The sequence below is a fragment of the Acinetobacter sp. YH12069 genome (assembly GCF_013419675.1).
In the GTDB taxonomy this organism is placed as follows: Bacteria; Pseudomonadota; Gammaproteobacteria; order Pseudomonadales; family Moraxellaceae; genus Acinetobacter; species Acinetobacter amyesii.
The window spans coordinates 185,208-200,271 of record NZ_VOZS01000003.1; the positions used below are offsets into that span (position 1 = coordinate 185,208).

Genomic DNA, 15,064 nt, shown 5'->3' on the forward strand with positions numbered 1-15,064 from the left:
ATTGCTGCCCAATCGCAGAAAGCAGAAGGATTGCTAAAAATTGCAATAAACAACTCGTTTAGTTGCCATAAACTTGATAAGTTAAATTTTTATATTCAGAAATAGACATGATGAAAAATATATGGATTTTAGCTGCACTGACAGCATTTATGGCGGGTTGTAGTACAACACAACAAACTGAAACGACACCAGAAAAAATTGGTATGGCAAATCCAGCCAGCCAATATTGTGTAGAGCAAAAAGGTAAACTTGAAATTCGTGATGAAGCAAATGGTCAGGTAGGGTATTGCCATCTGCCAAACGGGCAAGTGGTTGAAGAGTGGGCATTATTCCGTAGTAGCCAGACCCAATGTGTTGCTGATAAGGCAAAGACGTTGATTGGCCAAGCAAAATTGACTGAAGATCAGATCAAGGCGATTAGCCAAGCTCAAATTGTCCGTTTAGTCAAACCTGGGCAGCCAGTAACAATGGATTATCGTGTAGAGCGCGTCACCGTCACTGTAAATCCAATCAATCAAAAGATTATTCAAGCAACTTGTGGTTAATTTAAACGCATAAAAAAGGCCCGAAAGGGCTTTTTTTGTTTGTTCGGTTGCGACTAATTTAAATGACAAATCCATTACGATCTTTTATATTGCCCCTCGTAAGGAGAAGTTCATGAAAAAGTTATTTGCTTTATCCGTTATGGTGGCTTTGGTCGGCTGTGCTGAAAAAAAACCATTAACCCCTGAAGAGCAGTGGCAGGGTTACTGCCGCAGTGTAGGTAATGCTGCACGTACGATTATGTTAGATCGTCAAAATGCAATTGAAAAAGACAAAGCAGTTGAGCATGCCAACAAAATTGAGGATGAAACCACCAAAGGATTTATCCTGAACATCATTGATGAAGTTTATGCCTTGCCGCAAGCTGAGATTAATACTGATGTTGAAAAAGCACGTGAAAAAATTCGTGCTGAGTTTACTGAAAAATGTATCGCAACACCGCATACCGAAATGCCAGATTATAAACCGTTCTAAGGAACGGTTTTTTATGCGAGAAAGCGCGTAAAGCAAAACCTAAAGGCTCTATTCAGCAGTGAGTAGTTACAACGGGGCAACTATCCGTTGTTTAGCCATATGATGGAGTTCATGCTTATTTTGCGAATGCATATTTATCTTCGGGTTACTTTGAATATGAGATGCTTAAAGATTTTTAAATAGCCTAAGCAGAGAGAAATACAAATTGTGACAACTTGCTAAATCATAAATATAGAAAAGCAAATCTTTTTAATGAATAATGAAATGGAGAATAAAAAACAGTAGAGGAGCAGAATATGGACGTTATAGGTTATATGCATCACTCAGATCTACTCCTAGAAGATGAACAAGGCGTAGCAATTATCGGTGGTGGGAACTACGTGCTCAGCATTGGAGATAAAGTCACATTACGCCAAAAAATAGATGAATTTTCTCAGCGTTATTTGGTCGATATCAGCTTTGCAAGTAATCAACATCAAACCACATGTCAGGACGAATGGTGCCTCAGATTTACAGGCGATCGAGCAGAACTTCAGCAATATATCACTGCAACCACTGTACACTAAGGTGGAATATCCAATACTGATAAAAACAGGCAACATTTAGTTGCCTTTTTTTGATGGTTAATTTTAGTCAAAAGTTAATATGCGCAAGAAAAGCGTGTTCTAAGTATTGATTTTGCTTAATGTATAAACGATATGAGGATCATTTATTTATAAAATAACGGGCATCACGAAGAAACACTTGTAGTGCATTAACTTTTAACTGGAATTTTAGTAAAATTTAGCAGTCCATATTATTTGCGTAGCTTTATTTAAAGCAGGAATGCGTAAATAATTTTTTAAAAAAGAGGAATAACACCGTGCTAGAAGCTTACCGCCAACACGTTGAAGAACGTGCCGCACTCGGAGTCCCACCGAAGCCACTTGACGATGCTCAAACAGCTGCATTAGTTGAATTATTAAAAAACCCACCAGCTGGCGAAGAAGCATTTTTAGTTGATTTACTAGAAAACCGTGTTCCAGCGGGTGTTGACCAAGCTGCATACGTTAAAGCTGCTTTCTTAGCTGCTTTGGCAAAAGGTGAAGCGACTTCTCCACTAGTAACTAAAGAACGTGCGGTTTACCTACTAGGTACTATGCTTGGTGGTTATAACGTTGCTCCTTTAGTTGCACTTCTTGATGATGCAGAGCTTGGTGAATTAGCTGCTGACGCACTTAAGAAAACTCTTCTTGTATTTGATGCCTTCCACGACGTTGCTGATAAAGCAAAAGCGGGCAATGCGAATGCACAAGCAGTTATGCAATCTTGGGCAGATGCTGAATGGTTCACTAGCCGTAAAGACGTTCCTGAAGAAATCAAACTTACAGTTTTCAAAGTAACTGGCGAAACGAACACAGACGACTTGTCACCTGCACAAGACGCGTGGAGCCGTCCAGACATTCCGTTACATGCTAACGCAATGCTTAAAAACGTACGTGACGGTATCAATCCAGAAGTTCCTGGCGAAGTTGGTCCACTTAGCCAAATCAAAGAGCTTATCGCGAAAGGCAACCAAGTTGCTTACGTGGGTGACGTTGTTGGTACAGGTTCTTCTCGTAAGTCTGCAACTAACTCTGTACTTTGGTTCTTCGGTGATGAAATCGCGCACATTCCAAACAAAAAAGACGGTGGTTATTGCTTAGGTTCTAAAATCGCTCCGATTTTCTTCAACACTATGGAAGATGCTGGTGCATTGCCAGTAGAAATCGATGTTCAAAACATGAACATGGGCGACGAAATCACGCTTAAAATCGACCACGCTGCTGCTAAAGTAACTGCGTTCAAAGACGGCGTTCAAATCGCTGAATCTGAACTTAAAACTCCAGTTCTTTTAGATGAAGTACGTGCTGGTGGCCGTATCAACCTTATCGTTGGTCGTGGTTTAACAACTAAAGCTCGTGAAGCTCTTGGTCTTGCACCTTCAACTTTATTCCGTACTCCAGTTCAACCTGCAGCTACTGGTAAAGGCTTCACTCAAGCTCAAAAAATGGTTGGTCGCGCTTGTGGTCTTCCTGAAGGTCAAGGTGTACTTCCAGGTACTTACTGTGAACCTAAGATGACTACTGTTGGTTCTCAAGATACAACAGGTCCAATGACTCGTGACGAACTTAAAGATCTTGCTTGCCTAGGCTTCTCTGCTGACCTAGTTATGCAATCTTTCTGTCATACAGCTGCGTATCCAAAACCAGTTGACGTTCAAATGCAGCACACGCTTCCTGATTTCATCATGAACCGTGGCGGTGTTTCTCTACGTCCAGGCGACGGTATTATCCACTCTTGGTTAAACCGTATGCTTCTTCCAGATACAGTTGGTACTGGTGGTGACTCGCATACTCGTTTCCCAATCGGTATTTCATTCCCAGCGGGTTCTGGTCTTGTAGCGTTTGCTGCTGCAACTGGCGTTATGCCACTAGACATGCCTGAGTCTGTACTTGTTAAGTTCAAAGGTAAAATGCAACCTGGTATCACTCTACGTGACCTAGTACATGCGATTCCTTACGTTGCGATCCAACAAGGCGACTTAACTGTAGAGAAAAAAGGTAAGAAAAACATCTTCTCTGGCCGTATCCTTGAGATCGACCTTACAGAAATGGAAACTGACCTTACTGTTGAGCAAGCGTTCGAACTTTCTGACGCATCTGCTGAACGTTCTGCTGCTGGTTGTTCTATCACGCTTTCTGAAGAGAAAGTTGCTGAATACCTTAAATCAAACATTACTATGTTGAAATGGATGATTTCTGAAGGTTATGGCGATGCTCGTACTATGGCGCGCCGTGTAGAAAACATGGAGAAATGGTTAGCGAACCCAAGCCTAATCAAAGCAGATCCAGATGCTGAATACACTAAAGTGTATGAAATTGACCTTTCTACAATTACTGAACCAGTTCTTTGCTGCCCGAACGACCCAGATGACGCTAAATTGCTTTCTGACGTTGCTGGTACAAAAATTGACGAAGTATTCGTTGGTTCATGTATGACTAACATTGGTCACTTCCGTGCGGCTGGTAAACTTCTAGACAAAGTTCCTGGTGGTTCTTTATCTACTCGTCTATGGTTGGCTCCTCCAACTCGTATGGACGAACGTCAATTGATGGAAGAAGGTTTCTACAACATCTATGGTAAAGCTGGCGCTCGTACAGAAATGCCAGGTTGTTCATTATGTATGGGTAACCAAGCACGTGTAGCTCCGAACACTACTTGTGTATCGACTTCTACTCGTAACTTCCCGAACCGTTTAGGTCAAGGCGCAAACGTTTACTTAGCTTCTGCTGAGCTTGCTTCTGTTGCTGCTGTACTTGGTAAATTACCAACTCCAGCTGAGTACCAAGAATACGCAGCTCAAATTGATAGCATGTCTGCAGACATCTACCAATACTTAAGCTTCGACAAAATGGGCGACTATACTGACGCTGCTAAAGACGTTGATACTAAGAAAATTGCTGCTGCTCAATTGTCTTAATTGATTAAGTAGTTAATAAGAAAATCCCACGTCATGTGGGATTTTCTTTATTTAATAGAATCTTACTAATAATAAAACTGTAATTTAGAAATTGGCCTTATGAAACTAAAGAATTTATCTTTTATATTATTAACATTTTGTTCTACACAAATTTTTGCAGAAGTGTCGTATACGAAGTTAGCAAACATAAAATTGGTTGATGAAAGTATATATCCCACAGGATATGACATTCAGTCTGAAGTGGAAAATTTGATTAGAGAGAAAAAGTTCAAAGATATTTCAAACAAAGCACAACAGCTTTTAAATAGTGAAGAATATAATTTTGATGGTAAGTTTAAACATACTAGTTATTTAGATTCTTTTCTTGGGATTGTAAATAAACATCGAGTAACTTCTCCAAATTATTATAAAGAAAATATAGCAATCGCACAGAAATGGATTAAGGCTGAACCAGAGTCACCATTAGGTTATATTTACTATACGCTTTGGGTTAGAAAACATGCTTGGAGCATTAGAGGGGGAAGTTATACTTCACAAGTATCGAAAAAAAATATGCAATATTTTGGTGATCAATCAATTAAAAATTTAAATTTTTTATTAGAAAATTATGATGTTGCATCTAAAGATCCTTTTTATTACTACATACTGTTAATGACCCTACGTGATCTGGGGGCTGAAGAAAACTACTTAAAAGCTTATCAAGATGGAATTGTAAAATATCCAAAACAGCGAGTTATTTATAATACATTTATGGAGAGTTTTGAGCCAAAGTGGTTTGGAGAAAATTATGATGCTATTCAAATGATTATTAATGATATACAGGAAATGAATCCTGCAGAAAAAGATTTTCATTATTATCATATTCTATATACAGTACATAACAATAAGTATGATTTGAAAAAACTAAATGTAAATTGGGCTAGGGTTGAGCAAGGTGCCGTAGATTCTTTAAGTAAACTTACTTCTTTGAGTAAAATAAATGATGTGCAAAAATTGTATTGCTCTTATCCTGGGAATAGAGTGAGGTTGGAACGGTTATTAAAATCCTTTAAACAAGGACAATTAGAAAAAAGCTATATAGAAAATAGTTTGAATAACTGTCAAAAATAGAAATAATCGCCTCTTAATTGGAGGCTTTTATTTATAAATGTTATTTACAGTTCTAAGAATACAACGTTTAATCACAACTAATATTATTTTACAGTAGCATAGATCAGTGCCCAAACAATCCCGATTCCTCTGTATTGGTGGCTTCCTCAACGGAACCCAAGTCAAAGACCAAGGCGAAAGCTTTGTCTGTGTCGAAAATGGCAAACAGATGACTTACCACAAAAAAGAAATCTTTAACCAAGATGCTTGGGATCAAGATTACTATGTCTGTGAAACCACCAGTGATAAAGAAGCGCATAACTGGGTATTCGATATCAAATAATCTCTCAAAATTCCTGCTTTTCAGTCATAAACAGCAAATGCTCAGCACATCACATACGCTGAGCATTTTTATTTATTTCATTTATTAGGCTTCAGAAATGTGTAGTAGAAGAAGGGGCTAAATAACTTATTTACATTTTTCTAGCTGAAAAAATCAAATAATTATGTAAAAAGATAAATAAAATTGAGCACTTAAGATTAAATTATGAATTATGAGCTAGATGCTTTTTTGACAATTGTCGTGGCGGTTTTGGTTTTATTTATCGGTTATTTCTTCGTACACAAAATTTCCATCCTGAAAAAATACAACATTCCTGAACCTGTAGCAGGCGGTTTGGTCGCTGCGATTATCACATTTATATTATTTAAAAACTTTAATATCACCGTAAATTTTGATGCCAAAATCCAGCAAATATTCATGCTGATGTTCTTTACATCGGTAGGCTTGAGCGCAAGTCTTGGAAAACTCAAAGAAGGCGGAAAGGCGCTGGTGCTGTTTTTAGGTTGTGTGATTGTATTTGTCATGCTGCAAAACATCGTTGGTATCAGTTTAGCCAAAATTTTAGGATTAGATCCGCTCATCGGTTTAATTACAGGTTCAGTCACATTAACTGGCGGTCACGGTACAGCAGGTGCATGGGGCACAGTCTTTGAACAAGATCATGGTATACAAGGCGCAGTCGTACTCGGTATGGCAAGTGCAACATTCGGCTTAGTCATTGGTGGCATGATGGGCGGGCCAGTGGCGAAATTCCTCATCCGCCGTTTTCAGTTGGCAGAAGAACTTGTACCGACAACAGGACGTAATGAAGCACCGCCTGCATCTGAAACGGCGCCTTTCGAATATCCTGAAAAAACTCGTTTAATTACCGCAGATGATGCCGTCAAAACGATGGGGATGTTTGCCATCTGTATCAGCTTTGCTTATTTCATGACAGAGTTTGCTCGTGGACAGTGGTTTGAATTACCTACCTTCGTTTGGGCTTTAGCGTGTGGTGTATTTTTAAGAAACACCCTTGAACTTGGCTTTAAAATTGAAATGTTTGATCGCTGTATCGATGTATTTGGTAACGCATCCTTGGCATTATTTTTATCCATGGCGCTGATGTCATTGCAGCTCTGGTTATTGGCAGATCTTGCAGGCCCGCTGGTGATTATTTTACTGGTACAAACCCTCGTTTTAGCACTGTATCTGTACTTTGTAACTTTTAAGATCATGGGAAAAAGCTATGACGCAGCCGTACTTTGTGCAGGGCAATGTGGTATAAATTTGGGTGCAACACCGACAGCGATTGCCAATATTCAGGCAGTGACCAATACCTATGGGCCATCACATAAAGCCTTTTTGATTATTCCTTTGACAGGGGCATTCTTTGTAGATATTGTCAATGCTGTGGTCATTCAGGCAACGATAGGCTTCTTTGGTTAATACTATATATACAGCTTTAAAAAATGCTAAAGCATCTAGATAGAGTGCTTTAGCATTTCATTTTTCACCATCTTATTGATCAAGAATAATAAACAATGAAAGTTTTAAAATATCATTTGCCTTACATCAAATTGTTCATGCTATTTGCCTTACATCAAATTGTTCATGCTATTTGTATTAACAGCATTTCCATTTTCTATAACCTTTTCAGCCGAAATTGATGTCCGAAAGACCATCGTTCAAGCAAAAAATAACGATAAACAGGCGCTTTATGATTTGGCTGTACTGAAACATATGGGGCTAGAAGGTGTGGAGATTAATCTGCCTGAAGCCATAGCGCTGTATAAGCGTGCTTCTGCCTTAGGGCACCGCTCTGCAAATCAAAATTTGGGATTGATGTATTACAAAGGTGTAGGAGTAAAAGTAGATTATGTAGAAGCCGCAAAATGGTTTGAGATCGGTGCTGAAAGAAACTTAGATGATTCAAAGCGTATGCTTTTGATTATGAATAAATATGAACTCATTCCAAGGAATGAGAAAAAATTGGAAAGTCTTTTAATTGAATTTGCAAATAAAGGCAAGCAAGAAGATATCGAACAATTGGTCGACTATTATTACTATACGAAGCAAAATATGCAGCTTGCTGAAAAGCCAACGATGTTGTTGGCTGAACAAGGCTTGGCTCAATATCAGTCCCGTTTGGGTATGATTTATTATCAAGGTATTGACGCAAAGCCTGATTATAAAAAGGCTTATCCGTGGTTTTTAAAGGCTGCGGAAGCAAATGATTTGAACGGAAAAATTAGCGTAGCAAGTTTTTATTTAGGTGGGCTAGGCGTACAGCGAGATTTTGAAAAAGCTGTTGCATGGTTTAATTCGGCTTATGAGCAGGACCCTGTGAAAACATGTGAAATTCACAGTCTCGTTCTGTCAGAATTGAACAATGAAACACAACAATGTGAGTTGAGTAGAAAACAATAAAAAGCCCCATGGTTAGGGGCTAGTCGTATCACTCGCGTGATACTCATATAAGGCTCATCTCATACTGCGTGTATTAAAACATAAAATTGAAAAAATTGCTGAGTAAATTGGCAGGAAAACCGGGTTGTTTAAGGAAAAAGCGATCGTTATACTTTGCCGTGAACATTTGTTCATTTCACTATAACCATAAAGAACGAAATTGATGAAAGAATATAAAGTTGTTATTTATCAAGAAGGCATGCTGGGGTCTTTACTGCTTGGCGCTTCAAAAGTTGATCCTGTTAAATTCACAAATTTTTTAAACCAAAATGCGCAGCAAGGCTGGGCGGTGATTACGATGGAAAAAGATATCCGCCGTATGCTGCTGTTTTGGAAGCGTGAAGCTTATGTGGTTGTTTTGGAGAGAGAAAAATGAAATACGGTGTCTTCAGCGCACTGATTATTTCAATTTTATGGGGTTTATTAGCCATTGCTCAGTTGTGGTTTGAGTTGCTCAGTGTCGAAGTATTTACCAAAATAACCGTCACTGTGGCGATTCTAGAAGCCATCATTATTATCGCAACATTGGTCATACGTGAGTATTTGACAGATAAAAAATTGAAAAAAGATGGCTTTATAGATTAGACCGCATAAATAGGGCGATTGAGTGCTGAACTCAATTGCCCTTAAATTTTAAAGTCATCTTATAGATTAAATCTATATTGGCTCATTACTCAATCATCATAAGGTCAGCACTGCTGGCAGATTTTAATTGTCGTAGCGCAAAAATAGAGCGTGTATGGCGTATACCTTTCATAGAATATAAGTTTTTACGCAAAAAACGCTCATAGTGTTCAGCATTTTTAACCGCAACTTTCACTAAATAATCGTAATCGCCAGTGACTAAATGTGCCTCTACCACTTCTGGCATATTGGCTAAAGTTTCACTAAATTGATCTAAAATTTCATCATCGTGACGTTCTAATGTGATTTCAATAAAGAATAATTCATTGATCCCAATCGATTTTGGATTGATGTTGGCTGTATAACCATCGATAATTTTTAAATTTTCTAGACGTTTTAAGCGTGTCCAACATGGCGAAGAGGAGAGACCAACACGTTCAGAAAGCTGGGCTATGGTGAGTCGTCCATCTTCTCTTAATGCGGATAATATTAAACGATCAATTCTGTCGAGGTTGTGTCGTGCTTCACTCATGCCAAAATAGAATATAATTGAGAAAAAATAGTTATATCATTTTTTGCAATGGTCGGCTGAAGAAAATAAGCACACTTGGACTTTCAGTGCAGATTTTAAAGATAGAAAAATAAAATATGTAAGGTGTTAGGTAGTGTGATTGAATCTAAAAGTAGAAAATCTTGTGCAGACCATAAAAAGACCACTCAGCCGGATTACTGACTGAGTGGCAAAAACTTAAGCGTGTAACTGTTGTTCAATGATCGGCCATAGGTTTTGATGTGACGATTTAAACATCAACATATGTCCGATGGCTTTATGACCTGTTTCTTTCGGTTTTAACTCAATCATTTGAGTCGAAGCATTCGGGTATAAGCGCAGCAAGTCTTTGACATTGGCTTCCGTGGCGATTTCGTCATCGGAGCTCCATACGGCAGTGATCGGACAGCTCACCTGTTGATGAAAATCATGCTGAACAGTTTTGCCTAAGGCATTGATGACATAACCGGGTTTGCTACAAAATTCAGCCCATTCACGAGCAACATCTTTTGGTAAATTTTCACCCATACCAATCGCATTGGTCGGACCATAGCCAATGGTATAGCGTGCAATCGGGAAGATCACATTAAACATCACCGGAGCTAAAAGCTTGGTGCGACTTTTAAGATCTTTGACATGTCCCGTAGAGCCAGAAACAGCAACCACTTTGGCAACTTTGTCATAATTTGGCACGATACCTAATAATTGTCCGCCTGCACTATGACCGAGTAATATGACTTTAGGTGCCTGCGTTTTACTGATCAAAGCGTCGATTGCCGCAGGGATATCTAGCTGCCCCCATTGCACAATACTTGCTGTCGATTGTTTTAAAGGGCTGTGTAGCGACTCACCAATACCACGAAAATCGAAAACTAAAACGTCATAGCCTTGTTGGCTCAACCATGTTGCATAGCTATTATAAAATTGCTTGGTAATGCCTGTGGCTGGACAAATCAACACAGGTAAAGCCTGTTTGAGCTCTGTCTGGTGCGGATAAAAGCGCGCACTCAGTGAATAGCCGTCTTGGCAATGAATCGTGAGTTTTTCAGATGATGACATGATTCAAACTTCATGGGTGTGTTCCGATGTCACTAATTTACACAAGTTCCAAAAAGAAACCTGAAAAGAGTATGACTCTAAAGTCATGTCATAACAGGTTTGAAGTAAGTATTATTGGAGAAGAAATACAGATAAAAATAATGCGTGTAATTGAACAATGGATGTAAATTAAAAATGGACATGCTTCAACTTTCGAGTGCAGTAAAAATTGCGATAGTCTTTAGTGGGATTTATTTATGGGTAGGTATGCTCACGGGTGTGTGGAAATATGCACAAATAAGGCAGTCTGAACTGGCACGTGCGCATTATTATGTCGATATTGCACATCGGAGCAGTTTGTTATACGCCCCAGCAACGCTCATTTTGGCGGTATTAGCCTATTTTTCAGCACTTCCTCATGTGCTCAATTTACTCTTTGTAATCATCAATTTGTTCTTTTTTAGCTTTTCGATTTTAAGCTATGTACTGCATGGCTTTTTAGCTGATACCACCAATCAATTTAAAGTCCCGCACGTCTTAGGCAAATGGCATTTACCTAAATGGATGATGAGTATGGCAATGCTTGGATTGGTGATAGGCGAGTTAATTGCAACACTCGGATTGCTCTTCGGAGTCATCGTTAAATTTTGGTTTTAAACAAAGCAATATCAATTAGAAATGGTTTGCATGAGATTGGAAGCTAATCAAGAACTAAAAGCTTTTAAAGTGCAGACGATGGCTATGTAGAAGAATTTATAAAACAAAATTTGAAGTTAAATAGAATCGAAAATTCATGAGAAAAGGCTGATGATTTTCTGGTTATTTTAGGGATTATTTGTATTGTTTTTTAAAATGGATTGAATAATCGAGAAGGTAGGGGTGGCATCTTTTCTTTTTTCAAGATGGATGATGCCTCATCCATCTTCTAACTTAAAATTCTGTTGATTTTTGCTTTCGATATTTGTGGTCAATGACTGCCCATAAATAAAAGGCTACCGAGACAATAAGAGCATAAGCAAAGTATTCAGGTCTTAAATTTCCTTGTATTAAGCCTTGAATAAGTAGTGTTAGCATGAGAGCAATAGTGGTGCTTGTATAGGTCACCATGTTCTTATTTGCCTTCAGAGCGTTAATGAAGAATTGCTTTTTGAAATGTACTGATAACATCTCCACCCCTCCTTGTTGTTGTTTCGCCAAAACCCATGATTTTGGTCAGGTTTGAACTACTGTTGTACTTCGAAACTAGAAGTATTTCAATAGCAAATGTCATTAGTTTGTCATAAAACTATGTTAGATCATCGTATAAGAATAATCATTTTATTCATATACTAAATATTATGAATCTAAAGGTGTTGACTGGTGAGTAAAATGGTCGATGCATAATATCTATGTATGAATAAGCAATATATATACCAACACGGGTATATCGGCTTTATGACAAGAAACCGCCTAGCTTACAGTCTGAATCGAGCTTAATCATGGAGTTTGTGTACGGTGTATTTTGCAGAAAGTATTTGTATTTTAACTATTATTATATTTTGTAGCCAAAGGGCTGGATTTTTTTCTCATCATGAAAATAAAACTTTATTAAAAAAGTTCAATGACTTAGGATTTTTGCGCTGTAGTAGGACAAATAAATGTCAGTTTGGGTAAAACTCGACAATTATTGGTCGCAGGTAAAATCGTCATTCGGGTAAAACTCCGATTTTAGACAGGTCAAAAAAGGTTATTTTTTAACTTTGTCAATTACAGCAGCAATAATCAGCACAATCGCAGAAGGGATCAGCCATGCTAAATTTTGTTGAGCAAGCGGTAGATTGGCAATAAAGCTTGGAAGTGCATCTTCGAAACCAGCCACTTTTAAACCGTCAAAAATACCGAAAATAAACGCACATGCGGTAACAGGCGCAATAACTCTTGATGGTGAAATAAACCATTTAGAGCAGAAGCTAAGTAGGATAACTGCAATCGCAGGTGGATAAATCGCACTTAAAACAGGTACTGAAACAGCAATGAGTTTGGTTAAACCTAAGTTTGAAATCAGCAGTGAGAAGCCAACTAAAATGAACACAAAAACTTTGTATGGAATTTTAGTCAATTCTGAGAAATATTCAGCACATGCGCAGGTTAAGCCTATCGCGGTCACCATACATGCAACAAAAATCATTGCAGATAGGAAATAAGCGCCCATATCACCAAAAGCATGTTGTACATATGCATGCAGGATCACTGCACCATTTGTTGCATTTGGAGCAATATCATGGCTGCCCATACCGAGTTTGAATAAGCTGATATATACCAGTGTAAGTCCAATACCAGAAATAATACTGGCAATGACAGCATATTTGGTGACGAGCTTACTATCCGTTACGCCGCGTGAAGTAATGGCTTTTACGATCACAATACCAAAAACTAAAGCGCCTAAGGTATCCATGGTTAAATAACCATTGACCACACCTTCTGAAACTGGTGCAGCCACGTAGTTACCAATGGCAGGTGGAATCACACCGGCAGGGATAAAGAACGCAGAGATACCCAGTACGATGAGACCTAAGATCTTGAGTGGTGAAAGGAAATAACCCACAGTATCCAAAATTTTGTTTGGATAAAGTGAAACAATCGTCACCAATGCAAAATAAATCACGCTATAAATTAGCAGACTGTTTGCGCCATTACCAAAATAAGAAGAGAAACCAATTTCATATGAAACGGTAGCTGTACGGGGTGTTGCAAATAAAGGTCCAACAGCTAAGTAACACGCGACAGTAAGGATAATGCTGGCTACTTTACCCAGAGGTGAACTTAAAACTTGAATAGAACCTTCTACACGCGACAAAGCAATAATCGTGATGACAGGTAGGCCAACTGCGGTGATTAAGAAACCAAATGCAGCTAACCAAACATGTTCACCCGCTTGCTGTGCGACAATTGGTGGGAAAATAATGTTACCTGCACCAATAAACAGTGCAAAGGTCATAAAACCTAAGGCAACAATATCCCGTGTACGAAGACTTGTCATAAAGGGGAGATGAACTGTGAAAAAAGGCAATTTTAGTGCAATTAAGCTCGTTTTTGGAGCAAAATTTATAAATCGTATAGATAGTTTTTATAATACGAATCATGAATATATTGACAGATAAAATAATGTTTTATTTATATTTATGATAAATAAAAGAAATTTATTGTATATAAAATTTTTATAGGAATATGTTTAGCGATTAAGATTTATCAGATATAAATCAATTGTTCTAATTTTCAGCACTAAATAGGATGCTATAAGCCGAATAAATGCAGAAATATTGGCTGAATAAAACAAAAAAAATCTAAAAGGTCTATAATTTGGTGTATTCAAATTTGAGGATATTCAGATGAAAGCTTCCAAAATCACGATTAAAACCGAGCAAGATATTGAAAAATTACGCATTTCAGGTCGTTTAGCTGCTCAGGTTTTAGAGATGATCGGGGAGTATGTCAAGCCGGGCGTGACCACTGAATATCTAGACGATATCTGTAATGATTTTATCGTCAACACACTTAAAGTGATTCCTGCCAACGTTGGCTACTATGGCTATACCAAAACCACCTGTATTTCACCGAATGAAGTGGTTTGTCATGGTATTCCTTCGAAAGAAACCGTATTGAAAGATGGTGACATTATCAATATTGATGTCGCGATCATTAAAGATGGTTATTTTGGTGATACCAGTCGCATGTACTATGTGGGTGAGGTTTCGCCTGCGGCTAAAAAGTTAGTGGAAACTACCTACGAAGCCATGGTTGCAGGGATTCATGCAGTTAAACCGGGAGCAACTTTGGGGGATGTAGGCTATGCCATTCAACAAGTTGCTCATCGTGAAGGCTACAGCATTGTACGTGAATACTGTGGTCACGGGATTGGTAAAGTTTATCATGAGCAACCAAGCGTTTTACACTATGGTCAACCGGGTCAAGGTGTCATTCTGAAAAAAGGCATGGTCTTTACCATTGAACCGATGATTAACAGCGGTAAAGCGCGAACTAAAGAGTTAAAAGATGGCTGGACAGTGATTACTGCAGACCGCTCTTTATCTGCACAGTGGGAACATATGGTGGTTGTAACCGATAGTGGTTTTGAGTTGCTATCTCCATGGCCAGAAGGTACAGGTACATATCCTGCAATCTAAGCTAAATCGCGAATTTAATCCTGAATCTGCTGTATCTAAAGGATTGAAGTTAAATTAAATTGTACAAGTGTATATTTTTTGACTTTAGTCTAATAAGTTGTAGTGTGTATGAGCGTTATAGGTTTTAAGACTAAGAGGTTTTCTCTATAGCTTAATTTATAAGGTTTTGCTTATAACTCTGAAAATCAGTTAGAGCTATTAACGATTTAATAAAGATGTATTTTATTTATATAATATGATTACAGATTCTGCTGTAGTTTCTTAGTTTTTAAGTTTTCGCTTACCCATCA

At 38.2% G+C, this 15,064-nt stretch carries 16 protein-coding genes; 12 read left to right on the forward strand and 4 right to left on the reverse strand.

Features of this window, described 5'->3' with window-relative positions; genetic code table 11:
- Positions 1–110: 110 nt before the first annotated feature.
- From FTU16_RS02475 to FTU16_RS02520, 10 genes are all read left to right on the forward strand, one after another.
- On the forward strand, positions 111–545 hold the full coding sequence (locus FTU16_RS02475) for an I78 family peptidase inhibitor (RefSeq protein WP_078189190.1): 435 nt from the start codon (positions 111–113) through the stop codon (positions 543–545).
- Between the two features lie 112 nt (positions 546–657).
- Positions 658–1,017 (forward strand): hypothetical protein, encoded by a 360-nt coding sequence (locus tag FTU16_RS02480; RefSeq protein WP_078193938.1) that lies wholly within the window; start codon positions 658–660, stop codon positions 1,015–1,017.
- A gap of 296 nt (positions 1,018–1,313) precedes the next feature.
- Positions 1,314–1,583: a hypothetical protein gene (locus FTU16_RS02485; protein WP_078193937.1), complete on the forward strand. Its 270-nt coding sequence runs from the start codon at positions 1,314–1,316 to the stop codon at positions 1,581–1,583.
- A 296-nt stretch (positions 1,584–1,879) separates the two neighbouring features.
- Positions 1,880–4,519, forward strand: a complete 2,640-nt coding sequence (locus FTU16_RS02490; RefSeq protein ID WP_078193936.1) for a bifunctional aconitate hydratase 2/2-methylisocitrate dehydratase — start codon at positions 1,880–1,882, stop codon at positions 4,517–4,519.
- 99 nt (positions 4,520–4,618) lie between these two features.
- Positions 4,619–5,629 carry a DUF4034 domain-containing protein gene (locus FTU16_RS02495; RefSeq protein ID WP_078193935.1) on the forward strand — a complete coding sequence of 337 codons (1,011 nt, stop codon included), beginning with the start codon at positions 4,619–4,621 and terminating at the stop codon, positions 5,627–5,629.
- A gap of 106 nt (positions 5,630–5,735) precedes the next feature.
- Positions 5,736–5,951 (forward strand): hypothetical protein, encoded by a 216-nt coding sequence (locus FTU16_RS02500; protein ID WP_078193934.1) that lies wholly within the window; start codon positions 5,736–5,738, stop codon positions 5,949–5,951.
- Between the two features lie 204 nt (positions 5,952–6,155).
- Positions 6,156–7,379: a sodium/glutamate symporter gene (gltS, locus tag FTU16_RS02505; RefSeq protein ID WP_180011287.1), complete on the forward strand. Its 1,224-nt coding sequence runs from the start codon at positions 6,156–6,158 to the stop codon at positions 7,377–7,379.
- 165 nt (positions 7,380–7,544) lie between these two features.
- A complete protein-coding gene (locus FTU16_RS02510) occupies positions 7,545–8,360 on the forward strand; it encodes a tetratricopeptide repeat protein (protein ID WP_180162628.1) in 816 nt (271 codons plus the stop codon).
- A gap of 202 nt (positions 8,361–8,562) precedes the next feature.
- Positions 8,563–8,775: a DUF4177 domain-containing protein gene (locus FTU16_RS02515; RefSeq protein ID WP_180063815.1), complete on the forward strand. Its 213-nt coding sequence runs from the start codon at positions 8,563–8,565 to the stop codon at positions 8,773–8,775.
- Positions 8,772–8,984 (forward strand): hypothetical protein, encoded by a 213-nt coding sequence (locus FTU16_RS02520; RefSeq protein ID WP_180162629.1) that lies wholly within the window; start codon positions 8,772–8,774, stop codon positions 8,982–8,984. The genes FTU16_RS02515 and FTU16_RS02520 overlap by 4 nt, the downstream gene beginning before the upstream one ends.
- An 85-nt stretch (positions 8,985–9,069) precedes the next feature.
- On the opposite strand, the gene FTU16_RS02525 is transcribed toward FTU16_RS02520, so the two are convergent.
- The gene (locus FTU16_RS02525) at positions 9,070–9,555 is read right to left on the reverse strand and encodes an Lrp/AsnC family transcriptional regulator (RefSeq protein WP_078188537.1); all 486 of its coding nucleotides are present in this window, start codon (positions 9,553–9,555) and stop codon (positions 9,070–9,072) included.
- Between the two features lie 216 nt (positions 9,556–9,771).
- A complete protein-coding gene (locus FTU16_RS02530) occupies positions 9,772–10,632 on the reverse strand; it encodes an alpha/beta fold hydrolase (protein WP_180162630.1) in 861 nt (286 codons plus the stop codon).
- A 174-nt stretch (positions 10,633–10,806) separates the two neighbouring features.
- Between FTU16_RS02530 and FTU16_RS02535 the strand changes: the two genes are divergently transcribed.
- The gene (locus FTU16_RS02535; RefSeq protein WP_180162631.1) at positions 10,807–11,268 is read left to right on the forward strand and encodes a hypothetical protein; all 462 of its coding nucleotides are present in this window, start codon (positions 10,807–10,809) and stop codon (positions 11,266–11,268) included.
- A 273-nt stretch (positions 11,269–11,541) separates the two neighbouring features.
- On the opposite strand, the gene FTU16_RS02540 is transcribed toward FTU16_RS02535, so the two are convergent.
- On the reverse strand, positions 11,542–11,778 hold the full coding sequence (locus FTU16_RS02540) for a hypothetical protein (protein WP_078188534.1): 237 nt from the start codon (positions 11,776–11,778) through the stop codon (positions 11,542–11,544).
- 559 nt (positions 11,779–12,337) lie between these two features.
- Positions 12,338–13,630: a branched-chain amino acid transport system II carrier protein gene (gene brnQ, locus FTU16_RS02545; RefSeq protein WP_180162632.1), complete on the reverse strand. Its 1,293-nt coding sequence runs from the start codon at positions 13,628–13,630 to the stop codon at positions 12,338–12,340.
- A 349-nt stretch (positions 13,631–13,979) separates the two neighbouring features.
- On the opposite strand from brnQ, the gene map reads away from it, so the two are divergent.
- Positions 13,980–14,774, forward strand: coding sequence for a type I methionyl aminopeptidase (gene map / locus FTU16_RS02550; protein ID WP_168378636.1), 795 nt, complete (start codon positions 13,980–13,982; stop codon positions 14,772–14,774).
- The last annotated feature ends 290 nt before the right edge of the window (positions 14,775–15,064 follow it).

Bases quoted from the DNA above. Each gene is read 5' to 3' on its own strand.
- brnQ (WP_180162632.1), bottom strand. From the start codon at position 13,630: ATGACAAGTCTTCGTACACGGGATATTGTTGCCTTAGGTTTTATGACC.
- map (WP_168378636.1), top strand. From the start codon at position 13,980: ATGAAAGCTTCCAAAATCACGATTAAAACCGAGCAAGATATTGAAAAA.
- FTU16_RS02530 (WP_180162630.1), bottom strand. From the start codon at position 10,632: ATGTCATCATCTGAAAAACTCACGATTCATTGCCAAGACGGCTATTCA.
- FTU16_RS02485 (WP_078193937.1), top strand. From the start codon at position 1,314: ATGGACGTTATAGGTTATATGCATCACTCAGATCTACTCCTAGAAGAT.
- gltS (WP_180011287.1), top strand. From the start codon at position 6,156: ATGAATTATGAGCTAGATGCTTTTTTGACAATTGTCGTGGCGGTTTTG.
- FTU16_RS02540 (WP_078188534.1), bottom strand. From the start codon at position 11,778: ATGTTATCAGTACATTTCAAAAAGCAATTCTTCATTAACGCTCTGAAG.
- FTU16_RS02525 (WP_078188537.1), bottom strand. From the start codon at position 9,555: ATGAGTGAAGCACGACACAACCTCGACAGAATTGATCGTTTAATATTA.
- FTU16_RS02520 (WP_180162629.1), top strand. From the start codon at position 8,772: ATGAAATACGGTGTCTTCAGCGCACTGATTATTTCAATTTTATGGGGT.
- FTU16_RS02510 (WP_180162628.1), top strand. From the start codon at position 7,545: ATGCTATTTGTATTAACAGCATTTCCATTTTCTATAACCTTTTCAGCC.
- FTU16_RS02475 (WP_078189190.1), top strand. From the start codon at position 111: ATGAAAAATATATGGATTTTAGCTGCACTGACAGCATTTATGGCGGGT.
- FTU16_RS02495 (WP_078193935.1), top strand. From the start codon at position 4,619: ATGAAACTAAAGAATTTATCTTTTATATTATTAACATTTTGTTCTACA.
- FTU16_RS02515 (WP_180063815.1), top strand. From the start codon at position 8,563: ATGAAAGAATATAAAGTTGTTATTTATCAAGAAGGCATGCTGGGGTCT.
- FTU16_RS02480 (WP_078193938.1), top strand. From the start codon at position 658: ATGAAAAAGTTATTTGCTTTATCCGTTATGGTGGCTTTGGTCGGCTGT.
- FTU16_RS02535 (WP_180162631.1), top strand. From the start codon at position 10,807: ATGGACATGCTTCAACTTTCGAGTGCAGTAAAAATTGCGATAGTCTTT.